Origin of the sequence: Faecalibacterium sp. An192 (genome assembly GCF_002160175.1) — a bacterium.
Lineage (GTDB): Bacteria > Bacillota > Clostridia > Oscillospirales > Ruminococcaceae > Faecalibacterium.
In genome coordinates, this window is the sequence record NZ_NFKB01000031.1 from 16,644 (window position 1) to 41,113 (window position 24,470).

Below are 24,470 nucleotides of genomic sequence, written 5' to 3' on the forward strand. Positions count from 1 at the left end.
CTGAATAAAAAGCCGCAGAAGGGAAAGCCGGACCCCTGCCCGGCCGTCTGGAGACATGCAAAAATTCTGCGGCCAGGGGCAGGCCCTGCCGCAGAAACAGTCAGGAACGACGGATGTTCGATTTCAGGTGGATTTGGCGCTGCAAGGGCCGGCCTCAGTGGCGGGCCACATAGCGCTGGAAACGGGCCCGGCTGCGCTCCATCCGGGCCTTTTTGGTCCGGGGCGGGACGATCCGCTTGCGCAGCTCCAGCAGCACGCAGCTCAGGGCAATGAAACTGCACCGGATGGCGTACTGGGACAGCAGGCCCACAATGGGGCTGGAAGCAAACTGGGCGGCGTACAGATACCAGGGCACCGCGGTCAGCTCCACCGTGTGGAGACAGAAAATGTTCAGAGAACGGCGGCCCACCGCTTCCAGAAAGTGGGTCAGGAAGTTCTCGCTCCGTGCGCTGAGACGGACAAACAGGTTGACGATCCACAGGCCGATGATGCCGTTGATGAAGATGCCCACCGGGCCCAGGGTCCATTCACCCATGGACATGTTGTCGGTGGTGCCGGACACCAGGGCGCCTACGGCCGAGATCACCATGCACACCATGGCGGAGGGGAACAGCCAGGTCAGACGGGGCTGGTCAAACCAGCGGCGCTTCTTTGCGATGTGGCCGATGTACAGGTAGGGGACCACAGCCATGCCCTGGGACAGGCAGAAGGGCAGCTCCCATACCAGACAGGTACCCCAGCCCAGAATGGCGGTGACCGCCACGGCGCAGGGTATGTACCGCTCGGGGAAGGCGTTGAACAGGATATCCAGAATGATCCAGCCCACCGCCATGGTCAGCAGGTACCACATGGGCCCGCAGGAGAAGATGCTGAAACCGAAATAGGTGGAGGTGTGGGGCAGGCCCAGCAAAAAGCCCGCCAGCACCTTTTGGCTTTCCGAGATGGCCGCCGGCCAGGAGCCGAAACAGTAGTGGTGCAGGATCAAATGAAAGCCTGCTGTGGCCAGCGCCGTGTAGAGAAAGGGCGGCAGGATGCCCCGCAGCTGCTGCTGGACACATTTGCCCACCGACCTCTTGCGGAAGCCGAAGCCGCTGGCAATGTAGAAAGCCGACATCAGGGCTTCGCGGTAGATGAAGAGCAGAAAACTGGAAACCGACAGCCCGCTGCCCAAATTCAGCGAATACGCCTCCGCTGTGTGGACAAAGATGACGGTTGCCATGCCTATGCCTTTGAACAAGTCAAACATCCCGAGGGAGTTGACGGTGTGCGTTTTGGTTCCTTTCATCAAAGGGGTCCTCCTCGCAGAAATAAAATTCCTTCCAGCAGGCCCGGCGAAAAAAGGAAGGATTGGCAGGTTCTACACATCATACCCGGATTTTCAGACAAAGATTGTTCAAATCTAGTATAATGCTTTTTCTTCCGGCTGTCAATTTGAATCGGTTTTTTGAGGCGATTCGCAGCCGGGTGGCCGGGCGGCCTGGAATCCACTATAACATAAATTTCGTCCTGACCAAGCGAAAGGAAAGATTTACACAAGGGAAGGGGTTCCAGCCGGGGTCAAAAGGACGGCGGCAGGCGGCTTTCTCAAGGCGCGGCCTGCCTTGGGCCCCCGGCGGAACGCCCGGGCGCCGGGGCGGGGCCGCTGTCCATTTTACATAAAAAATGTTTCAAAAAATAGAGAGAACGGAGAAAACCTTGGCCCGGGCCGCCATTGACACCAGGGCGGGAACGTGGTATCCTTTCGGTATACCTGTATTACAAGTCGAGACCCGCTGCGGAGAATGTCGGATTCCGGTTGCAATGGGGTGGAGGATTCTATATAATAAGTACAATCTTGCCCAAGGCCCGGGCCAGGCGGCGGGCACACAGACAGGAGGAGAGACAATGATCTCGACAGTCTATCAGCTGGTCAACCATATGGAGGACGACCAGGCCGAGAAAACGGCCATCCAGTATTACGACGAAGCGAAGGGCGGCGTGGTGAGCATCTGCTATGGGCAGTATGCCCAGGACATCCGCCGGGCAGCGGGCCTGCTGCTCCACCGCAAACCCGACATCAAGGGACAGAAAGTCTGCCTGCTGGCCCGCAACGGCTACGATTATCTGGTCAATCTTCTTTCGGTTCTGCTGGCCGGCGGGGTGCTGGTGCCCCTGAACCTCCAGAAAAACTGGGACGAGATCCAGTATGAGATCGACCTGGTGGAGCCAGTGTACATCCTGCACGACGGGGAGTTTGCAGAGCGGGAACCCGCTCTGACCGCCGCCTACGGCGACAAGCTGCTGCCCATGGACGGCTACAAGACCTCCCAGTGGAGCGAGCGGTGCAGCGAGTGCGAGGACGTGGACGCTTTGTCGGTGATTCTGTTCACTTCGGGCACCACCGGCCGCAGCAAGGGCGTCATGATCAGCCACCGGAACCTCTTTGCCCCCATGGACTTCTTCTGCCTGCCCTTTGAGGACATCCAGAAGCAGACCGGCTGGGACACCAGCAAGTTCCGTTCCTTCTCGGTCCTGCCCATGTTCCATGTGGCGGCCCTCACCAGTTCCATCTCCTGGGCCATCATGGGCAACACCGTCAACCTGTGCAACGACCTGAAACACTTCTACCGCGACCTGGCCGCCATGGACAGCGAGGTGATGGCGGTGGTGCCGGTCCTGCTGCAGAGCATCTATCGGGATGTGAAGCGGGGCCGCCGGGACCGTCTGGGCAGCCTGAAGGCTCTGACCTGCGGCGCTGCCTCCATGGACGCCGAGACCATGTCCGACCTGGTGAAGGCGGGCTTCTTTATCTGCCAGATGTACGGCCTCACCGAGACGGTGGGCGACGGCACCTGGAACAACTCCCAGGACCCCGCCGATATCCATTCGGTGGGCCTGTGCGACCCCAAGCGGGAGTACAAGCTGGAGGACGGCGAACTGTGCATCCGGGGCGACTCGGTTATGATGGGCTACTATAAGGACCCCGAGGGCACCGCCGAGGTGCTGGACGCTGACGGCTGGCTCCACACCGGCGACCTGGCCCGCATCGATGAGCGGGGCTATGTGTTCCTCACCGGACGCAAGAAAAACGTCATCATCCTGGGCAGCGGCGAGAACGTCAGCCCCGAGGAGCTGGAAGCTCTGCTGAACCAGTGCGAGGCCGTCACCGAGAGCCTGGTCCGGGAAGAAAACGGGAAGATCGGCGCTCTGGTCTACTGCGGCGAAGGCGGCGAGACCAAAGAGGCCGACGTCCAGGCCTACGTCACCGAGATGAACCGCACCCTGCCGCTGTATATGCGGATCACGGCGGTGGAGTTCAGCGAGGGGCCCCTGCCCCGCAACGCTGTGGGAAAGCTGCAGCGCACCTGAAATGCATACTGTCCAGGCCTGGATGAAATACTATCAGGGCCTGCCGTTTGGAATCAATCAAAGGAAAACATGGAAAGGAAGTTATCACTATGAACCGTACCGAAATTATGGCACAGATTGTGGGTATCCTGGAGGATGTGGCCGAGATCAGCCCCGATGAGGTGAACGAGGACAGCGTCCTGATGGACGACCTGGACCTCTCCTCGATGGAGATTCTGACCATCGTGGCCGACCTGGAGGAGACCTTTGGCATCCGCATCCCCGAGAAGGAGCTGCGCAGCTTTGTCACCATCAACGACCTGATTGACTATCTGAGCACACGGGTGGGCTGATTTATGACGGAAACCATCACCCGCGTATCCCAGTATCTCCTGCAGGGAGCCATGTACTTTTATCGCCCCAAGACCATCTACTGCCGGTATCAGTACGCCCTGCGGGACGCCGTGGACCCTGCGCTGCTTCAGGAAGCGGTGGACGCCGCCCTGGAACAGGCGGACTACTTCAAGATGAAGCTGGTCCGGGACAAACGGGAGGTCCGGCTGGAAGAAAACGACCAGCCCTTCACCATCTGCCCCGGCAATGAGCTGCGGGCCATGCCCGAGGAGACCGGCGGCTATCTGTTCAACGTCTCCTATGAAGGGGACACCATCTTTTTTGACTGGTATCACTTTGTGGCGGACGGCCACGGGGTGACCCGGTTCCTGACCCGCATCCTGATGGAGTACTGCAACCGGCGCTATCAGACCGGCTTTGCATGCCCGCCCCTGGGCTCGGCTCCGGCCTACGATATGCAGGCCCTGCTGGCCTATGACCCCACCTCGGGGGAGGAGGGAATGCCCGAGATCGAGCCGGTGCCGGTTCAGGAGAGCCAGCTGCGCCGGACCATGATCCGGCTGGACAAGCAGAGCCTGGTGGATGCCGCCCTGAACTGCGGCGTCAAGCCGGTCAGCGCCCTGCTGGGTCTGCTCAGCCTCTCCATCCAGCCCTTTGTGGAGCGGGAAAAGGTGGAGTACTGCTATTCCACCGATACCCGCCGTACTCTGGGTGTGCCCGAGGCCTTCTATAACTGTGTGGCCTCCTTCCGCCATGGAGTGGACGCCGGCCCGGAGGTGCGGCTGGCGGACATCGCCGCCGACATCGACGCCAACCTGCGCGCCAGTCTCCAGCCTGAGGCCCAGCTGACCCAGATGGCCAAGATGATGGGCTGGGTCTGCCGGGTGGACGCCCTCAAGGCGCCCCTGCGGATCAAGCAGCGGGTGTTCCGCATGGGCGAGACCATGGGCAACTTCCCGGCGGATTTCTGGATCAGCTATCTGGGAGACCCGCTGGGCCCCGACCGGGATTACCCCCCCGCCCTCAACGACTATATCCGGGATTTTGAAGTCTGGGTTCCCCCCGACGGCGCGTCGGTGGGCTTTGAGATCGCCAGCCTTCACGGGCAGCTGATCTGCTGCATCCAGGATAAGCTGGGCCGCGCCGGCCTGACCGACGCCATCCGCGCCGTCATGGAGCGGGAAGGGGTCAAGGTCATCGGCACCGCCGACATCGGCCCCGCGCTGCCCTATCAGGAATAAGCATACATACCAACACCAAAGCCCCGAAGGCGTCCCGCCCTCGGGGTTTTTCTGTAGCGGGAAAAAGAAATGTTTTCCAGATTTTTAGAACACATTCCATCGGAAAAACACGAAGAATCATTTAAAATGGAGGGAGTCGCCGGCCGGAACGCCCCGGCCGGGCCGGGGGCCTGCAAAAATTTTTTGAGATATCTGAAAAAAACCAGAGGCATCCCTCGTATTAGTAGACAGAACGGGCCGTTCATCAGATCCAAAGGAAAGGAGGCGGGGAAGAAGTGATATGACAGCACAGGAATTTACATCCATGGTAAAGACCTATCAGGGGCTTGTGTATACCGTGTGCTTCCAGCTGGTCCAGGATGCAGATACAGCCCAGGACCTGGCGCAGGACACCTTCCTCGCCGCCTGGCGCGCCATAGACCGGTGCCCGGCAGGCTACGAAAAACAATGGCTGGCCCGTATCGCTGCAAACAAAGCGAAAGACCACCTGCGCAGCGGCTGGGTGCGGAAGATGAGCACCCCCGGCGACGAAGTGATGGCACTGGCGGGCGCGCCGCCCGACCAGGGCCCCGAGGCGAAAGCCCTGGCCGGCGTAGGCATGGACGAACTGGAGCGAAAGATTTTGAATCTGCGGGAGCCCTATAAAACCCCCTGCCGGCTGTGTTTGCTGGAGGGATATACCCCGGCCGAGGCGGCCAGGATCTGCCGCCGGCCGGAAGCAACGCTGAGCGCCCAGCTTTGGCGGGCGAAGAAAATCCTGCGGCAAGAGATCGAACAGGAAAGGAGGACCGAGGATGGAACTGTTTCGAGATGATGGATGTCTGACCGACGAGGGGCTGCAGGCCCTGCTGGACGGGACGCTGGATGAACTGGGACGGCTGGAAGCCGCCGAACACCTGTCCTTTTGCGACCGGTGCCTGGACCGCTATACGGCGCTGCTGACCGGCAGCGCGCTGGAGCAGCCGGCGCGGGATTTGTCCCGGCCGGTGGGCCGCACCATCCTGATCCGCCTGATGCAAAACGTCTATGGCCGCATGGTGGTGGCCGGCGTGGCGGCGGTGCTGGCGCTGACCCTCTGGCGGGGCGGCAGCCTGGGGCTGATCCTGGCCCGGAACGCTTCCTCGCTGGAAGCCTATGTGCCGGAGCAGATTGATCCCCCGGCAGCGTCCAAGCTGCCCCCCAAGAGCAATTACACCGAGCCGCCCCGGCCGGAAGATAAAACCTCTGTGGCTCGCAGAGCCCATGAAGCGGTCAGCAGCCTTTGGGATGCCCTGACCGGCGCCGCCGATGAGGCGAACACTACCAACTGATGGGAGAGATAACGATGAAAAAGAACGGTTTCTTTACCTTCTGCTTTGCCTTTGTCCCGGGCGCAGGGCAGATGTACCAGGGTTACATGAAACGGGGCCTGTCCCTGATCGGGATTTGCTGCGTGGCCGCGATTATAGGTTCGCTGTTTCAGCCGCTGGTGGCGGCGGCCATGTGCATCTGCTGCGTGGCGTGGATGTACAGCTTTTTCGACACCTTCAATCTTCGGGCCATGCTCAGCGCCAATATGCCCCCTGAGGACGACTATCTGATCCACCTGGGCCACGATGTGACCCTGGATCAGCTGCTGCATCGCCGGCACAAGCTGTTCGGCTGGTGCCTGGTGGCGGTGGGCGTCTACACCCTCTACGATGAGCTGGTGATGGACTTCCTGCGGGAACTGTACTGGAACACCAACAGCAGCTGGATCATCCGTGTGATCTACAACATTATGAACGAGGTCCCCACCGTGGTGATCTGCCTGGCCGTGATTGCCCTGGGCATCTGGCTGGTGCGCGGTCCCCGGAACAAGCCGTCTCAGGCCGACCCCTTCGATCAGCTGGAGGAGTTCTGCGAGTACGGCGTCAAGGAGGATGAGAGCCATGACGGAGAAGAAAACTGAGGCTGCCCCCGGCACCGCCGGGCCGGCTCCCAATACCCCGCCCAGGGCTTCCGCCCCTGGGCCCCAGGACGGCCGCACCATCCGCCGGGTGGGCAGCGTCACCCTGGGCCTGTGCCTGATTGCTGTGGGCATCTGCTTTTTGTGCTATTACTTCCTGCCGGTGTTCAACTGGCTGCTGGTGGTCAAAATCGGCGCGCCGGTGGCCCTCATCGCCCTGGGCGCCGAGGTGCTGTGGTGTGCCTCCCATCCCGGCCGGTGGAAATACGACTTCCTGGCAGTGCTGGGCTGCCTGGTGCTGATGGGCGGCGCCTTCTGCCTGACCCTGCTGCCCCTGTTCTGGCAGACGGCCAACCCTACCAAGCGCATCCAGCTGGACGATCTGGGGGAGGCATACGAGAGCAGCCTCTACCAGGCCCTGGAGGATCAGGTGGAGCTGAACGGGGTGGACGCCTATCTGGAAACCCGTTTCGGGGTGGATGCGCCCCGGACTCTGGAGGAGATCGACGGCGCCGGGGTGCGGTTCTGGCTGGATATCGACCTCTATGGACCCTATGAGGGCACCGAGGCCTTTGCCGCCGACTGCGCCCGTGTGATGGAGGCCGTCCGGGCCCAGGGCGTGCTGCCCGACCGGGTGAACATCGAGTGGGTGAGCCCCGACCGCCAGTCCAGCCTGGAACTGAACCTGGACACCCCCGCCAAGATGGCCTGGTCCACCGACCAGATGGCCCAGCGGACCGAGGTCTGGGCCGCGGAGGCCTACCCGGCCACCGACGACCAGAATCTGGACCAGGAGAACAGCCCAGACTCTGCCGCCAGCACCGCCCCGGCGGACCGCGTCTCTGCATCGGACAACACCGTGCAGCCCTCGGACCAGGCGGTCCCGGCAGGGGAAAACACCCGTTACCCCGACGAGGCGATGGTGGAAGCGGTCTCCTGAGCACACAAATCGGAAACAACCCCTTGCAATGAGATAGAGCAGACCCCCGACCCCGACGGAAAACCATCGGGGCCGGGGGCCTTGTTTTGTGTTTTGTTTTAGGAGATGGGATAGGTTAGTTCTTTTCGGCGATCATTTCGGTGTAGGCCAGGATCAGGGGGCCCACGCCCTTGGCGTCGTTGCAGACCACCGGCTCACTGTAGTAGTAGGCCAGGCTGCCGTCCCGGTGCTGGGCGCCGCCCAGACCGGCCACCAGGCAGATGCCGTCCAGCTGGAGGCTGCCGTCCGGGTTCTTGGACAGGTACTTGTCGCAGGTGCCGTAGAAGGCTTTCTCGGCCCAGGCGGTCATCCGCTTGGGCAGCAGGCCCAGCCGGACGCCCTTGAGGACCGCATAGGCAAACAGGGCGGTGCCGCTGGTTTCCAGATAGTTGCCCTCCTCGCCGCCGTGGTCGATCACCTGCCAGAACATGCCGGTCTCCTCGTCCTGGTACTTGTGGATGTCCTCGATGGTCTGCTTGAGCATGGCCTGGATACCGCGGTACTCGTTGTAGAGCTGCTCATCCATCCGCTCCAGCACGTCCACCATGGCCACCATGAACCAGCCCATGGCCCGCAGCCAGAAGTTGGGGCTGCAGCCGGTCACCGGGTTGGCCCAGTACATCTGGCGGCTCTCGTCGTAGCCGTGGTAGTACAGGCCGGTCTTGGGGTCCCGCATGTACTTCTGGATGTTCATGAACTGATGGTAGCTGTCGATGCAGCCGCTCATCTTGTTGAAGCGGGTCTCATACTCCATGTAGAAGGGCTGGGCCATGTAGGCGCCGTCCAGCCACACCTGCCAGGGGTAGATGTTCTTGTGCCAGAAGTTCCCCTCCTTGGTGCGGGGCTGGGTCTGCAGCTGGCTGTCGATGACGTCGATGGCCTTGCGGTACTTCTCCTCGCCGAAGATGTCGTAGAGGATGAACAGGTTTTTGCCCTGGTTCACGTTGTCCAGGTTGTACTCCTTGGGGTCATAGGTGAGGATGGAGCCGTCGGGCTGGACGAACCAGTCGATGAACTCCTTGGAGAAGTCCAGATACTTTTTGTCCCCGGTGGTGTTGTACAGGCTCAGGCAGGCGGTAATCATGCAGCCGTCGATGTAGTTCCACTTGTTGGGCTGGCCGCTGCGGACCTTCTCAATGTTCCACATAGGGGCTTCGGCGCTGGAGTTGGCGATGAGATAGTCAACGTACTCCCCCAGCATGGTCAGAATTTCCTGGTGCGTCATGGTTGTCAGTCCTCCTCAAAGCTGCCTACATTGGCAAACTGGAGCCGCTCGCCCTCGTATCCTTCGATCTGGACGTTGTGCAGCTCGATCTTCTCCACGTTCTCGGCGTAAATGGCCAGTTTCTTGACCAGGGGCCGGTTGTCCGCCATGGCGGCCTGGCCGGCTTCGGCGTTGGGATCAAAGGTGATCTTCACGTCCTTCATGATGACTTCCCCGATGGGCATTTCGGGCAGGCCGTCAAAGTAGCAGCCGGCGTACTGGGCGTCGGTGGCCACAATGTTCTCCATGGTCAGGCTGCCCAGCCGCGGGGTGTAGTCGTCCACCTTCATGGCCTGGCGGCACTGGACGTAATCGCTGTGGCCGTCGGGGTCACAGAAGTAGAACATATTGATGACAAAGGGAGCCTTGACGCCCTTCATCTCCACGTTGCGGAACACCAGCCCGTCGATGACGGCGGTTTTGCCGCGGCCCCGGCGGGTCTTGACCCGCAGGCCCCGGTCGGTGTGGTCCATCAGGCACTGGGTCACCACCATATCCTTGACGCCGCCCGACATCTCGCTGCCGATGACAATGCCGCCGTGGCCCTTGTCCAGCAGGCAGTTGCGGATGACGGTCTGCTTGCAGCTCTTCTGGAGCTTCATTCCCAGAAAGACCTTGCTGGCCTTCATGGCGATGCAGTCGTCGCCCACGTGGATGTCCACGCCGATGATCCGGGTGTTGACGCAGCTCTCGGGATCGATGCCGTCGGTGTTGGGGGCGTCATAGGGGTTGCGGATCTTGAAATCCAGCAGATCCAGACCGGTGGAGAACATGGGGTGGATGGTCCAGGAGTAGCTGTTCTTCACCGTCACGCCGTGGAGCACCACGTATTTGCTGTCGGTGATGGAGACCACCCGGGGACGCCAGGCAATCTTTTTCTTTTTGGCGTCCTGCCACCAGTCGCCGTTCTGGGCGTCGGCGTCCAGCTCACCCTGGCCGGTGATGGTGACGTCCTCCGCCTGGGTGACGTTGATGAGGCTGGCCATGCTGTCCAGGGGGTTGCCCTCCCAGCCGGTCAGATAGTATTCGTCCACCTCGTTCTCACTGGGCAGTACACCCGGCAGAATGGGGTAGTGGGTGCGGTCGTTGTCGCCCAGAATCACAGCGCCCTTTTCTAGATAGAGGGTGGTGTGGCTCTTGAGGAACAGGCTGGCGCAGCGGTAGCGGCCCGCCGGCAGATAGACGGTGCCCCCGGCCGGGCAGGTGGACAGGGCGGCCTGCAGTTTGGCGGTGTCGTCGGTGACGCCGTCGCCCGCCAGGCCGTACCGGGACGCATCCACAAAGAAGGTCTCGGCCCGGGTGTCAAAGTCCAGGGTCAGTTCCTCGCCGCTGGCCCGGACGGTGAGGGTGTAATGATGGCCGGGCAGAAGGGAGTAGACCGAGAACACGTTGGTGTTGCAGGCGTCGTAGACCTCCTGACCGTCCAGCAGAACGGCGAAGGGCTCGGCCGGACGGAAGCACAGGCCGTTCTCCAGCTCAAAGACGGCGCTGCGGGTCATGGAACGAATCAATGTCAGTTTCATAGAAAATCATCCTTGTACTATTGTTTCGTGTGGGCAAAGTGTGTTATGATGAGAAAAAACAACACAGGAAAGGGGAACCCAAGATGAAAAACGACCCGGGCGGCAAAAAGAACAGCCAGGACGGCAAACTGGAAGTCCGGACCATTCAGGTCACCCAGACAGCCCGGCTGGCCAGCGCCAGCAGCAACGAAGGCTGTCTGGTCATGGTGCTGAGCGGCAGCGGAATGCTGTACTGGAACCAGATCCCGGGCAACGGCGTGGGCGCCGGGCCGGACAGCGTCCTGCTGCTGGGCCGCCGGGACTATGACTTTGAGCCGGCGGGGGGCTGGCCTGCGGAACTGCTGGTCTGCCGGTTTCCCCTGGAGATGATGAGCGAGGTCCAGAAGGCCCAGCTGCTGGACAACAGCAAAGCGCCGGTGGTGCTGCTGGGAGACCCGGTGTGGTCGGGCCGGATGCACACCCTGCTGGAGCTGGCCGCCGGCGCCTGGCAGGAGCCGGACTGTCCCGGGCGGCTGTACCTGGCTCTTTTGCTCCACTATGTGGGCAAAGAGGCCGCCGACGAGAGCGGCAGCGCGTCCCAGCAGCGCAACGAGACCATCGAGAAGATCTGCGCCTACCTCAACGCCAACTACAGCCAGAAACTTAACCTCAGCGGGGTGGCGGCACAGTTTTACCTGTCGCCCTACTACCTGAGCCGGCTGTTTCGCCGGGTGACGGGCCAGTCCATCGTGGACTTCATCAACGTGCGCCGCATCGAGGAGGCCCGCCGCCTGTTGGAGAACACCGACCTGCGGATCAACCATGTGGCCGAACAGACCGGCTTCTCCACCACCGCCCATTTCCGGCGGGTGTTCCGGGAACAGGTGGGGGTCAGTCCGGTGCAGTACCGCAAGGTGCACCGGGGCGGCGAAAAGTGAAAACGTTTGGGTTCCAACAAAAAGTCCCCTGTGCCATGACCACGGCACAGGGGATTTTGTTCAGTGGGTCGTCAGGTGACCGGGCGCGGGGGGATTAGCCCTTGACTGCGCCGGCGGAAATGCCCTCGACGAACTGGTCCTGTGCACAGAAGAAGACGATCAGCTGCGGCAGGATGGAGATCAGGGACAGAGCCAGGATACGGTTCCACTGGAAGCCGGTATCACCGTCCATCGACAGCTTAACGAAGAGGGACATGGGGTACTTGGCGGGGGTGGAAACGTAGAGCAGCGGGCCCATGAAGTCGTTGCAGCTCCACATGAACTGGAACAGCGCGCAGGAAACCAGCGCGGGCAGCAGCATGGGGACGATAACCCGGTACAGGGTCTGGAAGGAGGAGCAGCCGTCGATGGCGGCAGCCTCGTCCAGGTCACGGGGAACGTTGCGCATGAACTGAATCAGCTGGTAGACAAAGTAGGTCTCGGTCGCGAAAGCGGTGTGGACCCAGATTGCCAGATAGAAGGGGCTGTTGATCCAGCCGAAGCTGTTGTACAGCAGGAACTGGGGCACGTTCAGAACCACCTGGGGCAGGAACAGGGTGGCCAGCATGACGCTGAACATCAGTTTCCGGCCGGGGAAGTCGAAACGGCCAAAGCCGTAGGCGGCGATGCAGGAGGAGACCACCGTGCAGATGACCTTGGGCAGGACGTAACTGTAGGTGTTGACCATGGCCTGCAGGATGTTGATGGAGCCGCCGAAGTCGTTCAGAGCGTTGCGGTAACCATCCAGCGTGGGGTTCTTGACCCACAGGCTGATGCCCGCGAAGATCTCACTGTTGTCCTTGAAGGTGGCGCTGACCATCCACAGCAGGGGATAGATCATAATCAGACCCACCAGAATCAGGACGAAGTACTTGAAGAAGGTAGCGATGCGATGTGCAGCTTTCATTCCCATACTCATTCACCTTACCTTTCGTCCGAGTAGTAGACCCACTTCTTCTGGCTGGTGAAGGCGATGATGGTCAGCACGCAGACGATGAGGAACATGATCCAGGCCAGAGCGGAGGCCATGCCCATTTCGTTCTGTTTGAAGGCGTACTGGTAAACCAGCAGGGAGATCAGGGTAGTGGAATTGCGGGGGCCGCCGCCCGTGATGATGTAGGGTCCGTTGAACTCCTGGAAAGCCTGGCAGATCTGGGTGACCAGGTTGTAGAAGATGATGGGGGTAATCATGGGGACGGTGATGGAGAAGAACTGGCGCCACTTGCCTGCGCCGTCGATGGTGGCGGCTTCGTACAGGTCAGCGGGCACGCCCTTCAGGGCGGCCAGGAACAGCACCATGGCCGAACCGAACTGCCAGATACGCAGCAGGCAGATAACCCACAGGGCATAGCTGGGGTCAGACAGCCAGGACGGGCCGTCGAAAGCGCCGAAGGTGACCATCTTGATCAGGGTGTTGATCAGACCGTCGTCACGGAAGACGGCGCGCCACAGCACGGCGATGGCCACCGAGCCGCCCAGAATCGAGGGGATGTAGTAGGCGGTACGGAAGGCGTTGACGAACTTGATGTTGAAGTTCAGGATGTAAGCGATGAACAAAGCAAAGATCAGCTTCAGGGGCACCGTGATGAAGGAGTACTGGAAGGTGGTGATCAGGGCCTTGGTGATACGGGTGTTGGTGAAGGCATCCACGTAGTTCATCACGCCGTACTGGCTGATGCCCGAGAAGAAGTTCATGTCGGTGAAGCTGTAGAACAGCGACTGACCGAAGGGAATGGCCTTGAACACCACGAAGCCGATGATCCACGGGATCAGATAAAACAGGCCCTGGTATTTGTCGCACCATTTCTGAAAGGGTGTGCGCCCGACCGCAGGCGCATTGTTGGCTTTCATCAAGGGATTCCTCCTTTTTGGCAGGATTTTACGTTATCATGCAGCAACCTGCTGCAAAAATGCCAACAAACCGAAAAACTATCAGGCAAAAAGCTTGGACCTTGGCCTGAAAAAGGGGATACCCGCTTCGGATGAGGGAAACAGGTACCCCCGCTTGGCATTGTCACAGCAGGGCTGCTTTTTTAGAAAAGGAGCCTTTGTGCGTAAATTTTAGGCGTTGATGGTGTAGCCGACGCTCTCCATGCCGTCCAGCAGGATGTCCACAACGTCTGCGCCCGAAGCACCGTCGTAGTCGATGGTGTCGAAGACTTCCTGGTAGATGCCAGTGCCGTCAGCCTTCAGGTTGTTGTGCTCGAACAGGGGATCCAGCTGGAAGGAGCAGAAGGCCAGAACCTTGCTGTTGGCCTCCTCGACCAGGGTGTCCACAGCGCCGGCAGACTCAGCAGCAGCCAGGCCGGACTTGGAAGCGGGAATGCCGCACTCGGAACCCATGATGGAAGCGCCAGCCTCTTCGTTCAGCAGGAAGTTGATCAGCATGGCAGCCTCGGCGGGGTGCTGGCAGGTCTTGGTGATGGCCAGGCCCATGGAAACCTTGGTGAAGCCGCCCTTGTAGTCGCCGAACTGGATCTCCTCGCCCACGGTGAAGCCGTCGCGGTTGTCGGTGTCCAGAGCGTCACGGTACTTGGAAGCAGCGGAATCCCACTCGAAGATGCCGGCCAGTTTGCCGGTGATCCACTCGTTGGACTGGTTGGCAGCGGTGGAACCGTTGTTGCCGTAGTAGGTGGGCAGGGGCATGATGACGTGCTTGTCCACCAGGCTCTTGATGAAGTCCAGGCCCTCGGCGATCTCGTCGGCGGTGTAGTTCAGGGTGGAGGTGGAGGGATCAGCCCAATCCTTGCCGTAGATGGACTCCAGATAGAAGACGGTCAGGATCATACGGTCGTAGCCGCCCAGGTGCAGGGGGTAGTAATCCTCGCCCAGCTTGGTCTGGAAAGCCTCGCCTGCAGCGTACAGGTCGTCCAGAGTCTTGGGAACTTCGGTGATGCCAGCCTTGTTGAAGGTGGTCATGTTCCAGAAGAAGATACGGCCGGTCATGGAGACGGGGACAGCCTGCTGCATGCCAGCGACGACGCAGGCGTTCAGGGGGGCCTCATCCCACTGGGTCAGGTCGATGTAATCGGAAACGGTGTTCAGATCAATGAAGGTCTGGCCGTTGCTGGAGTAGTTGTACAGCCAGTTCCAGTTGACCTGGCAGACATCCTCAGCCACGCCGCCGGCGAACTTGGTGGACATGGTGTCCTCCCAGCCGGACCATGCAGCGAAGGTGGGGCTGACGGTGATGTTGGTGTGCTCCTCCGAGAAAGCGGCGATGGCTTCCTGATAAGCGGTGTGACGGGTGTCGCCGCCCCACCAGCTGATGGTCAGGGAGACGTCGCCCTCAGCGGGGGCGGCCACAGAAGTGGCGGTGGAAGCGGCAGTCGAAGAACCGTTGCCGCCGCAGGCTGCCAGCAGGCCGGCTGCGCCAACAGCGCCCGTGACCTTCAGGAAGTCACGACGAGAAATTGCGTTGCTCATTTTTTCTCCTCCTAAATTGAAAAACACAAAACTCCTAGAGGGGCTTTACCGGACCCCTTTGTATACAATTGTGATAGCAAAAAACTGCGCGAAAAGAAAGACGCAAATTGTGGATTTACGGCCAAAAACGCGCATATCTTGCTGTGCTGCGGAAGGCTGTTTGTGACCCTTTGCCGAAATATCCAAACTTGCCACAAAAAGTTGTGCAACTTGTACACAACACGGCTTTGTACAAATTTGACAGAAATACGGGGTCTGAACTTTTGAAAATACTGATATATTAGCGACTTTCCCGGGATACAACTGGTATTTCAGTTGAAAAAGGCAAAATAAAACGCCGCAGGAACGTGCTGCGGCGCAGTGTAAACCGGGGGCAAAATTTGTGCGGGAAAGCGGGTTTTCGCCCTCCCGGCAGCCCTGGAAAAGGATGGGCCCCTTCCGCTTTGCCGCCGGGGCAGCCCGGACAGCCGAAAAGAAGGGGCCGGAAAAGAGAACCATTCTTGTGAAAAAGATGACAAATAAAATTCGCTTTGGAACGGCGCAAAGAGAAAGATTTCACCGCCGGGCGGCATAGAAGGCCCGCCGCTCCCGGAAGTAGCACTGGGGGCACATGCTGACGTACTGGACGTCGTTTTCCATGTCGATGGCCACCTGTTCGCCCTCAAAGACGAACTTCCCGCCCACCTTGCGGGCGTTGCAGATGGCCTTGCGGCCGCAGGAGCAGATGGTTTTCATCTCCTCGATGGTGTGGGCCAGCTCCATCAGACGGGTGGAGCCAGGGAACCCCTTGAGGGAGAAATCACTCCGCAGGCCGTAGCAGATGACGGGGACCCCCAGGTCCACCGTCACCATAAACAGCTGCTCCGCCTGGGCCGGGGTGAAAAACTGGCTCTCGTCGCACAGGACGCAGGCCAGGGGCGCGTCGTGGGCGGCGCGGTCGGCCTCCACCGCAGCAAACACGTCGTCGCCGGGGAGGATCAGCAGGTCGGCGGCCCGGCGAACGCCCAGCCGGCTGACCAGGTCGCTGCCGCCCTTGGAGTCCACCTGAGGTTTGAGGATCAGCACCCGCATCCCCTGTTCTTCGTAGTTGTGGGCCACCTGCATCAGGGCGGTGCTCTTGCCGCTGTTCATGGCGCCATAGCGGAAATATAACTTAGCCATAGAATTCCTTTTTATAAAATCGTTGTATGCACAAAGCCGCCCCGCCCGCCACAGGCGGACAGGGCAGAATCTTGGATGCAGAAAATCGAAGGCTTTTGATTTGAGACTTTAAAAAGTAAGGGCGGTCAGTCCCCGTTGCGCAGACGGTAGCCCAAACTCATGAGGCTGTCGCCCAGGTGGACGTTCTCCACCACCGCGTCCGGGAAGGGAACCGACAGGTCGTAGTGGGAGAAGTTCCAGTAACCCCGGATGCCCAGCTGAACCAGCCGGCCGCTGATTTCCTCGGCGCCGCTGCGGGGCAGGCAGAGGACCGCGACCTGGGGGTGATGCTCGGCGCAGAAGGCGTCCAGATCGTCCAGGTGGCGGATGGGGATGCCGCTGATGGTCTGGCCCATCAGTTCGGGCTTGACGTCAAAGGCGGCAATCAGGCTGAAACCATTGTTGTTGTTGGCAATGAAGCTGCTGACGGCGGTGCCCAGACGGCCGCAGCCAAACAGGATGGCGGGCAGACGCTCGCCGTTGCCGAACAGAAGTCCTTCCAGAATGGCCAGCAGGTTGTCCACCGAGTAGCCGATGCCCTGGCGGCCGTTGACGTCGCCGATGCAGTTGAAGTCCTGACGGACCTGGGAGGCGGTGGTGCCCATCTGGGCAGCCAGCTCTCGGGAAGAGATGCTGGTGATGTTGGCATCCTTCAGGGCTCGGAGATAGCGGTAATATTTGGGCAGGCGCCGGATGACCGGTACCGAAGCCTTGACGGACGGATTCATGGCAGAACCTCCTCTTGCATTTACCTGAAATTTTGGATAACTTGGCAGGAAAAAGGAAACATTTCTCTCTATAAGTATACGACATTTGCTGAGAATGTCAAACCCTTGTCAATGTTTTTGACAAAATTTTAAATTTTGGTGGGATTCCTCTGTCTTATACAGACAAAATCAATGGGTTTTAACCCAAACAAGACAAATTGCTTCCCAAAAGAAAGCAGAGAAAAAGCCTCTGCGCTGCGGCAGAGGCCAAAACCCGGTCAGGATTCGATCTGACGGTAGAGCCAGCGCATGGCGTCGGACAGACCGCCCAGCTCGTCGATGAGCCCCTCCTCCACGGCGCGGCGGCCGTCCAGCACGGTGCCCATGTCCAGCACCAGCTCCCCGGTGTGGAGCATCAGCTCATTGAAGCGGTCGGCGGTCATCCGGCTGTGGCGGGTGACAAAGCCGGTGATCCGCTCCTGCATCTGCTCAAACCAGCGCATGGTCTGGGGCACCCCCAGAATCATCCCGGAGTGGCGGACCGGGTGGACGGTCATGGTGGCGGTGGGAACGATGAAACTGCGCTGGGCACTCACCGCCAGGGGAATGCCGATGGAATGCCCGCCCCCCAGCACCAGGGTGGCGGTGGGTTTGGACAGGCTGGCGATCAGCTCGGCCAGGGCCAGCCCAGCCTCTACGTCCCCGCCCACCGTGTTGAGCAAAACCAAAAGACCCTCAATGGCGGGGTCCTCCTGGACGGCCACCAGCTGGGGGATGACGTGTTCGTATTTGGTGGTTTTCTGGCCCTGGGGGGCCTCCACATGGCCCTCGATCTGTCCGATCACGGTCAGGCAGTGGATGGCATGGGGGCCTTTGGTCAGGTTGACGGTGCCCATCTCCTGAATCTGGCTTTGCTCAAAGGCCCGGCGCTCGGTGTCCTCGCCGCTGCCGGGTGCAGGAGCCTCGTCCGCCGGAGCTTCGGCGGCGTGCTTTTTCTTTTTCTTCTCCATAGGTTGAAACAGCCCTCCTTTTTCTGCTGGGGTGTATCTGAGAATGCAAACATGCTGAACCCTTCGCCCCAAAGGGGTAGCTGCGCTTTGGAGCAAAATGGGAGATGTTTTCAGATACATCCTAGGTTGCCCCGTCCGGGGGACGGTCATGCAGGCAGGGCAGGGGGGCTTTATCAGAGGAACCGATGGTTCCCTGATTTTACTATTAAAAAAATTTGTAGATAGCTTCAAAAAAATTGAGAACAAGGCTTGCATCTGGGCCGGTGGGCGGATACAATAGGAACATGCCGCCTGTCGGCATAGGTATTTCTGCGTGATAAAGAGGAGGAAAAACATGAAACGTGAAACATTCGGCTCGCGGCTGGGATTCATCCTGGTCAGTGCGGGCTGTGCGATCGGAATAGGAAACGTTTGGAAGTTTCCGTGGATGGCCGGCGCCAACGGCGGCGGCGTGTTCGTGCTGTTCTACCTGCTGTTCCTGGTGATTATGGGCGTGCCCGTCCTGACCATGGAGCTGGCGGTGGGCCGTGCCAGCCGCAAGAGCGCTGTGCTGGCCTACAAGGCCCTCGAGCCCAAAAAGAGCAAGTGGCACATTCACGGCTGGTTCTGCATCATTGGCTGCTGCCTGCTGATGATGTACTACACCACCGTGTCCGGCTGGATGCTGGATTACTTCTATAAGTTCGCAACAGGCGCTTTTGTCGGGGTTCCCAATGATGCGATCAACGATGTGTTCAGCTCGATGCTGGGCGACCCCGTGGAAATGAGCATCTTTATGGTCATCATCGTTGTGGCGGGCTTCCTGGTTTGCTCCTTCGGCCTGCAGAAGGGTCTGGAACGGATCTCGAAGTGGATGATGCTGGCTCTGCTGACCCTGATCGTCATTCTGGCCGTCAACAGCATCCTGCTGGAAGGCGGTTCGGAGGGCCTCAAGTTCTATCTGCTGCCCGACCTGGAGCGGGCTGCCGAGGTGGGTCTGGGCAATGTGATTACTGCGGCCATGAACCAGTCCTTCTTCACCCTGAGCCTTGGCATTGCCGCCATGGAGATTTTCGGCAGCTACATGAGCCGGAACAATACCCTGCCCGGCGAGGCCATCCGCATCTGCGCCCTGGACACCTTTGTGGCCCTGATGAGCGGCCTGATTATTTTCCCGGCCTGCTTTGCCTTCGGCGTGCAGCCGGATGCAGGCCCGTCCCTGATCTTCCAGACCCTGCCCCGGGTGTTCGTCAACATGGTGGGCGGCCGGATCTGGGGTGCGCTTTTCTTCCTCTTCATGATGTTTGCCAGCTTTACCACCGTCCTGGCCGTCTTTGAGAACATTATCTCCAGCAGCATTGATACCTTCGGCTGGAGCCGGAAGAAAACCACCATCATCTGCTGCATCTTCATCCTGATTGCCAGCATGCCCTGCGTGCTGGGCTACAATGTCTGGTACTTCTCCCTGCCTCTGCCCAATGCTCCGGCAGGCGGCCAGATCCTCGATATCGAGGACTTCCTGGTTTCCAACCTGCTGCTGCCTCTGGGCTCTCTGGTCTACCTGCTGTTCTGCGTGTCCAAGTGGGGCTGGGGCTACGACAAGTACCGCGCCGAGGCCAACAGCGGCGAGGGCATCAAGCTGCCTGACTCGATCCTGCTGAAGCGGTACCTCCAGTTTGTGCTGCCGGTGCTGATTCTGGTGATCCTGATCCAGGGCCTGGTCTGATAACCTGCCGCACGCCAAAACCTGAAACAACAAAACGGAGCCGCACCCGGCAAGGGGTGCGGCTCCGTTTTTCTCTGGGTGAACCGTCCCGTCAGAACAGTCCGAAAAAGCTGATGTGGTTGACCCCCAAAAAGACAAAGATGGCGATGAGGGCCACCAGGACGGCGATGAGAATATCCATCTGGTGGACGCTGAGGGGGAAGTGATCGTAGATCTTTTCCTTGGAGTTCTTGAACCCGGGGTCGCCGTTGTTCAGCAGGCCCTGCTTTTCGGCGGGGCTGCTCTGGGCAGCCCGGGCGGCTTCGGCTTCCCGGGCTTCCAGCTCCGCCTCCCGGGCGGCAAGGGCGGCCTCCCGGGCCGCCAGCTGGGCCTCGCGGTCGGACAGGGACGGGTCATTGGAATGATCGGGCATGGAAGTTTCCTCCTTCCTTTTGCTATCCGTAGTATAAGCGCAGACGGCCGGAAATGCAAGTGAAAATACAGCAGGGGGCTGCCGGGTGTTCCGACAGCCCCCTGTATCATCAAAAGGTCCCTTGGGAAAGGTGCTTACTTCTTGGCCAGGTACTTGCGGATATCGATGGCGACAGCCAGGATGATGACCAGGCCCTGGACAATGTAGGTGTAGGAAGAGTTGACGTTCATGAACTGCAGAGCGACCTTCATCAGCTCAAAGACCAGAACGCCCACCAGGATGCCGGGGACGGTGCCGACGCCGCCGGTGGTGGAAACACCGCCGATGGTACAGGCAGCGATGGCGTCCAGCTCGTAGCTCATAGCGGTGTTGACGGATGCGCCGCCGGACTTGGCAGCCAGCAGGCAGCCGGCCAGACCGAACATGCAGGAGGCCAGGATGTAGATGCGGATCTTGGTGGCAGCGACGTTGACGCCGGCCACCTCAGCAGCGGCCTCGTTGCCGCCGATGGCGTACATATACTTGCCGTGACGGGTCTTGTTGTACAGGAACCAGAAGCAGACAGCCACGATGACAGCGATCCAGATCAGGACGGGGATGCCGATGATGGTGTTGGATGCCAGAGAGGTGAAGTCGCTGTTCAGAGAGCCGATGGGGGTACCGCCGGTGTAGACCAGGCAGATACCGTAGACCACCTGCTGCATACCCAGGGTAGCGATGAAGGGCTGAACCCGCAGGTAGGAGACCACCAGGCCGTTGCACAGACCCACGACGGCGCAGATGGCAACCACCAGGATGAAGACCACGGGAGTGGGCAGGGTGGGCAGGTTGGGATAGAACTTGCCGGCGGCGCCGGAAGTCTGGGCGAAGATGCAGGCCAGGCAGGCTGCGAAGCCGGCCAGACGGCCAGCCGACAGGTCGTTGCCGGTGGTGATCAGACAGCCCGAAATGCCCAGCGCGATGATGTAGCGGATGGACACGTTCTTCAGCAGGTTGATGATGTTGGCGGCGCCGAAGAAGTTGGGGTGGATGATGCCAACGATGAGAGAAACGAGGACCATCAGGACGATGATGGCATTGTTGCCCAGCCAGGTCTTAATCAGACGGCCGGTTGATTTCTTGGTAGCTTCCACGATTAGACTGCCTCCTTATTTACTGGTTGGCCGCGGCCTTGTCGGGTGCGGTCTCAAACTGGGTGGCGAGCGCCATGATGTTTTCCTGAGTGGCGTCCTTGCCGTCGATGAAGCCGGTGATGCGGCCGTCACACATGACCATGACCCGGTTGGACATACCGATGATCTCGCTCATTTCGGAGGAGATCATGATGATGCTCTTGCCCTGCTTGGCGAGCTCGGCGATGATGCAGTAGATCTCGTACTTGGCGCCGACGTCAATGCCGCGGGTGGGCTCGTCCAGGATCAGGATGTCGGGGTTGTTGGCCAGCCAGCGGGCGATCAGAACCTTCTGCTGGTTGCCGCCCGACAGGCTCTTGATCTGGGTCCGGGGGCTGGGCACCTTGATGGCCATTTTCTCTTTGTTGGACTGGACCAGATCCAGGATCTTCTTGTTGTCCAGCATGATGGGGCCCTTGCGCAGGTCGTCGAGGGAGGCGATGGAGATGTTGTCGGCGACGCTCAGCACGCCCATGATGCCGGTGGCCCGGCGGTCCTCGGTCAGCAGAGCCAGGCTCTTGGAGATGGCGTCCCGGGGCTGCTTGATCTGGACCTCCTGGCCCTTGATCCACACTCTGCCGGTGGTGTGGGCGCGCAGGCCGAAGATGCCTTCCATCAGCTCGGTGCGCTGTGCGCCCACCAGGCCGGCCACGCCCAGAATCTCGCCCTTGTGCAGCTCAAAGTTGCAGTGGCGGAAGCTGCGGGGATGAATGGAGGTGAAATCCTCCACCTTGAGCATGATCTCGTCGGAGGGGTGGTTCTCCAGCGGGGGATACTGGTTGGACAGTTCGCGGCCCACCATCTTGGCGATGATCTCTTCCTTGGTGATGCTGGCCACGTCCCACTTGCCGATGTACTGACCGTCGCGCATGATGGTGACTTCGTCGGCGATGACCTTGATCTCGTCCATCTTGTGGCTGATGTAGACCAGGGCGACGCCCTGGTCCTTCAGCTCACGCATGATGCGGAACAGGGACTCGACTTCGTTGGCGGTCAGGGAGGAGGTGGGCTCGTCCAGAATCAGGACTTTGCAGTTGGCCGAGACGGCCTTGGCGATTTCCACCATCTGCATCTGAGCGATGCTCAGGGAGCCCAGCTTGGCGTAGGGGTTGATATCCAGTTTCAGGTGATTCAGCAGTTCTTTGGTGTCCTTGTACATTTTGGCGTGGTCCACCGTGACGATGGGGCCAAAACGCTTGGTGGGGTAGCGGCCCAGCCAGATGTTCTCGGCGACGGTCCGGGCCGGGATGGGCTGGAGCTCCTGGTGCACCATGGCGATGCCTTTTTCCAGCGCGTCCAGCGGGGTGGGGATGGTTACCTTCTGTCCATCGTACTCGATCTCGCCCTCGTCCATCTTGTAAATGCCGAACATGCATTTCATCAGGGTGGATTTGCCGGCGCCGTTCTCGCCCATCAGGGCCATAACCGTGCCGGGGCGCAGCTCAAGCCGGGCATGATCCAGAGCTTTGACGCCGGGGAAGACCTTGACGACGTCTTTCATTACCAGACGGTACTCTGCCATTCCGTAGAGCCTCCTTTTGTTCACTTGATTCCCGCAAGAAAAGGTGCGTACGGGGAGAAGAAGCCGCTCCCGCGCACGCACCTCTCATTCCTTACAATTCGTTCCGCTCAGGCAGCCGGAGGATCAGAGGTAATCTGCAGCGTTCTCCGGAGTAACCTTGACGTAGTCGACCCAGTAGTACTGCTCCACAGCCTCGCCCTCGACGTACATCTTGGTGGCTTCGGTGGCAGCGGTGGCCTGGCCCACGTCATCGTTCAGAACGGTGCCGGTCATGCGGCCATCGACAACAGCCTGGACAGCCTCAGCCAGAGCGTCAACACCCACCAGGTAGATGTCGGTGCCCACGGTGCGGCCAGCCTGCTCGATGGACTGCAGAGCGCCCAGAGCCATGGCGTCGTTGTTGCAGAAGACAACCTCGATCTGATCGCCGAACTGTGCCAGAGCGTTGGCCACGTCCTGCTGAGCCAGAGTCTGGTCCCAGTTGTCCAGGTACTCATACAGGCAGTTGACGGTCTTGCCGGCGTCTTCCAGAGCCTTGATGGAGTACTCGGTGCGGTACTGGGCGTCGATGTTTTCGGGGTCGCCCTTGCACATGATGTAAGTGATGACGCCGTCGCCGTTGATGTCGCCCTCGGTGTCGGTGGCCAGGATCAGCTCGCCCTGGTAAGTACCGGACTGACGTGCGTCAGCGCCGACGTAGCAGCACTTGTCGGGATAGCTGTCCAGAACAGCCTTGTCGGGCTCACGGTTGATGAAGACGATGGGGATGCCGGAGGGAGAAATGGTGTCCACGATGGTCTGGGCCGAAGTGGTCTGGACCGGGTTGATGATCAGGACGTCCACACCCTGCTGCAGGAAGGTGTTGATCTGCTCGGTCTGGGTGTTCTGGTCGTTCTTGCCGTCCATGATGGTGACGCCATAGCCCAGCTCGGTGAGGTACTCCTCCAGGTCGGCGCGGTACAGGGTCATGAAGTTATCAGCAAACTGATAGATGCAGACGCCGATGTTGGCGCTGCCGGCAGCAGCAGAAGCTGCGGAAGTAGCAGTGGAAGCAGCAGAAGATGCGGTCGAAGCAGCAGAGCTGGAATCGCCGCCGCCGCAGGCAGTCAGGGCAGCAGTCGTGCCGACAACGGCAGATGCCTTCAGAAAGTCGCGGCGAGAAATCATTTTCATAATAGCATTCTCCTTCATCAAAAAACAAAATCGGGTGCGGGCAAGCCCCCCACACGCTAAGGGGCGTGTCCTCTCTGTCTCCTATTATACCCTCGCCGTGAAACTATGTGCAATAGTAAAAACAAACAAGCTTGAAGAAAAAGTTTTAGGAGATTTTGACAACAAAAAGCAAATTGGTCTGTGGATTTTGCGGCATGTGGCACAAAACTGCATTTCAACGCATCATATGTACAAAAAGTGCGGATTATGTATCCCAGACGGGCCGCCGGAGCCGGCCTGAAAACCGCCCCGAAAACAAAATTTTATTTGATTTCCGTTGTTATACGAATATGTGACTTTGTTTGATATATATGGACTTTTTATGCCTGTTTTCACAATACCGCAAAAACCCGCTAAACAAACGGGAATAACAGGAATAAAAGCGCCGGAGCGGAGGTTTTGGGCCTGGCGGAGGGTCCGTATGCAATAAATATCCCCCGGCATAGCCGGGGGTTTTTCATATGCGGGCATAGCCCTAGAATACTAGCCACGCGTCACGTCGCGTAAGTACGGTCTGCCAGCCGCGAAGGATT

General features: G+C 59.8%; 22 protein-coding genes. 9 read left to right on the forward strand and 13 right to left on the reverse strand.

All coding sequences use genetic code 11. The annotated features are described in order from the left end of the window. Positions 1-154: 154 nt before the first annotated feature. On the reverse strand, positions 155-1,285 hold the full coding sequence (locus tag B5F27_RS10225) for an acyltransferase family protein (RefSeq protein ID WP_204228808.1): 1,131 nt from the start codon (positions 1,283-1,285) through the stop codon (positions 155-157). A 599-nt stretch (positions 1,286-1,884) separates the two neighbouring features. On the opposite strand from B5F27_RS10225, the gene B5F27_RS10230 reads away from it, so the two are divergent. The 7 genes from B5F27_RS10230 to B5F27_RS10265 all read left to right on the forward strand — a co-directional run bounded on the left by B5F27_RS10230 (position 1,885) and on the right by B5F27_RS10265 (position 7,789). Beyond that, entirely contained in the window at positions 1,885-3,348 is a 1,464-nt protein-coding gene (locus B5F27_RS10230; RefSeq protein ID WP_242962158.1) for a class I adenylate-forming enzyme family protein, read from the forward strand. Between the two features lie 89 nt (positions 3,349-3,437). Next, a complete protein-coding gene (locus tag B5F27_RS10235; protein WP_087246405.1) occupies positions 3,438-3,680 on the forward strand; it encodes an acyl carrier protein in 243 nt (80 codons plus the stop codon). 3 nt (positions 3,681-3,683) lie between these two features. Next, positions 3,684-4,922, forward strand: coding sequence for a hypothetical protein (locus tag B5F27_RS10240; RefSeq protein ID WP_242962159.1), 1,239 nt, complete (start codon positions 3,684-3,686; stop codon positions 4,920-4,922). A 280-nt stretch (positions 4,923-5,202) separates the two neighbouring features. Further along, positions 5,203-5,736, forward strand: a complete 534-nt coding sequence (locus tag B5F27_RS10250) for an RNA polymerase sigma factor (protein ID WP_242962160.1) — start codon at positions 5,203-5,205, stop codon at positions 5,734-5,736. Next, the gene (locus B5F27_RS10255; protein WP_087367261.1) at positions 5,717-6,232 is read left to right on the forward strand and encodes a hypothetical protein; all 516 of its coding nucleotides are present in this window, start codon (positions 5,717-5,719) and stop codon (positions 6,230-6,232) included. Before B5F27_RS10250 ends, B5F27_RS10255 begins: the two co-directional genes overlap by 20 nt. A 14-nt stretch (positions 6,233-6,246) precedes the next feature. Then, on the forward strand, positions 6,247-6,852 hold the full coding sequence (locus B5F27_RS10260) for a hypothetical protein (RefSeq protein WP_087367265.1): 606 nt from the start codon (positions 6,247-6,249) through the stop codon (positions 6,850-6,852). Then, entirely contained in the window at positions 6,833-7,789 is a 957-nt protein-coding gene (locus B5F27_RS10265; protein WP_087367268.1) for a hypothetical protein, read from the forward strand. The genes B5F27_RS10260 and B5F27_RS10265 overlap by 20 nt, the downstream gene beginning before the upstream one ends. Positions 7,790-7,904: 115 nt before the next feature. On the opposite strand, the gene B5F27_RS10270 is transcribed toward B5F27_RS10265, so the two are convergent. Both B5F27_RS10270 and B5F27_RS10275 read right to left on the reverse strand, forming a co-directional pair. Beyond that, positions 7,905-9,053 (reverse strand): glycoside hydrolase family 88 protein, encoded by a 1,149-nt coding sequence (locus B5F27_RS10270; protein WP_087246400.1) that lies wholly within the window; start codon positions 9,051-9,053, stop codon positions 7,905-7,907. A gap of 5 nt (positions 9,054-9,058) precedes the next feature. Beyond that, positions 9,059-10,615 (reverse strand): glycoside hydrolase family 28 protein, encoded by a 1,557-nt coding sequence (locus tag B5F27_RS10275; protein ID WP_087246399.1) that lies wholly within the window; start codon positions 10,613-10,615, stop codon positions 9,059-9,061. A gap of 83 nt (positions 10,616-10,698) precedes the next feature. Here B5F27_RS10275 and B5F27_RS10280 point away from each other — a divergent pair, with 83 nt between their 5' ends. Beyond that, a complete protein-coding gene (locus B5F27_RS10280) occupies positions 10,699-11,532 on the forward strand; it encodes an AraC family transcriptional regulator (RefSeq protein WP_087367271.1) in 834 nt (277 codons plus the stop codon). Between the two features lie 94 nt (positions 11,533-11,626). On the opposite strand, the gene B5F27_RS10285 is transcribed toward B5F27_RS10280, so the two are convergent. From B5F27_RS10285 to B5F27_RS10310, 6 genes are all read right to left on the reverse strand, one after another. Continuing rightward, the gene (locus B5F27_RS10285) at positions 11,627-12,484 is read right to left on the reverse strand and encodes a carbohydrate ABC transporter permease (protein WP_087246447.1); all 858 of its coding nucleotides are present in this window, start codon (positions 12,482-12,484) and stop codon (positions 11,627-11,629) included. A gap of 11 nt (positions 12,485-12,495) precedes the next feature. Then, a complete protein-coding gene (locus B5F27_RS10290) occupies positions 12,496-13,422 on the reverse strand; it encodes a sugar ABC transporter permease (RefSeq protein ID WP_087246398.1) in 927 nt (308 codons plus the stop codon). Positions 13,423-13,632: 210 nt separating this feature from the next. Continuing rightward, entirely contained in the window at positions 13,633-14,997 is a 1,365-nt protein-coding gene (locus B5F27_RS10295; protein ID WP_087367274.1) for an extracellular solute-binding protein, read from the reverse strand. A 555-nt stretch (positions 14,998-15,552) separates the two neighbouring features. Then, the gene (locus tag B5F27_RS10300; RefSeq protein WP_087367277.1) at positions 15,553-16,158 is read right to left on the reverse strand and encodes a thymidine kinase; all 606 of its coding nucleotides are present in this window, start codon (positions 16,156-16,158) and stop codon (positions 15,553-15,555) included. A 125-nt stretch (positions 16,159-16,283) separates the two neighbouring features. Further along, positions 16,284-16,925 carry a redox-sensing transcriptional repressor Rex gene (locus B5F27_RS10305; protein WP_087246395.1) on the reverse strand — a complete coding sequence of 214 codons (642 nt, stop codon included), beginning with the start codon at positions 16,923-16,925 and terminating at the stop codon, positions 16,284-16,286. Positions 16,926-17,182: 257 nt separating this feature from the next. Continuing rightward, positions 17,183-17,800 carry an ATP-dependent Clp protease proteolytic subunit gene (locus tag B5F27_RS10310; RefSeq protein ID WP_242962161.1) on the reverse strand — a complete coding sequence of 206 codons (618 nt, stop codon included), beginning with the start codon at positions 17,798-17,800 and terminating at the stop codon, positions 17,183-17,185. Positions 17,801-18,248: 448 nt separating this feature from the next. Between B5F27_RS10310 and B5F27_RS10315 the strand changes: the two genes are divergently transcribed. Continuing rightward, positions 18,249-19,619: a sodium-dependent transporter gene (locus tag B5F27_RS10315; protein ID WP_087367280.1), complete on the forward strand. Its 1,371-nt coding sequence runs from the start codon at positions 18,249-18,251 to the stop codon at positions 19,617-19,619. Positions 19,620-19,710: 91 nt separating this feature from the next. Here the strand turns inward: B5F27_RS10315 and B5F27_RS10320 are convergent, their stop codons facing one another. The 4 genes from B5F27_RS10320 to B5F27_RS10335 form a co-directional block, all read right to left on the reverse strand. After that, the gene (locus B5F27_RS10320; RefSeq protein WP_087367283.1) at positions 19,711-20,031 is read right to left on the reverse strand and encodes a hypothetical protein; all 321 of its coding nucleotides are present in this window, start codon (positions 20,029-20,031) and stop codon (positions 19,711-19,713) included. 134 nt (positions 20,032-20,165) lie between these two features. Beyond that, complete coding sequence (locus tag B5F27_RS10325; protein ID WP_087367286.1) at positions 20,166-21,164, reverse strand: beta-methylgalactoside transporter; 999 nt, start codon at positions 21,162-21,164, stop codon at positions 20,166-20,168. A gap of 19 nt (positions 21,165-21,183) precedes the next feature. Continuing rightward, positions 21,184-22,725 carry a sugar ABC transporter ATP-binding protein gene (locus B5F27_RS10330; RefSeq protein WP_087367289.1) on the reverse strand — a complete coding sequence of 514 codons (1,542 nt, stop codon included), beginning with the start codon at positions 22,723-22,725 and terminating at the stop codon, positions 21,184-21,186. Between the two features lie 123 nt (positions 22,726-22,848). Continuing rightward, positions 22,849-23,898, reverse strand: a complete 1,050-nt coding sequence (locus tag B5F27_RS10335; protein WP_087246389.1) for a substrate-binding domain-containing protein — start codon at positions 23,896-23,898, stop codon at positions 22,849-22,851. Positions 23,899-24,470 lie beyond the last annotated feature (572 nt).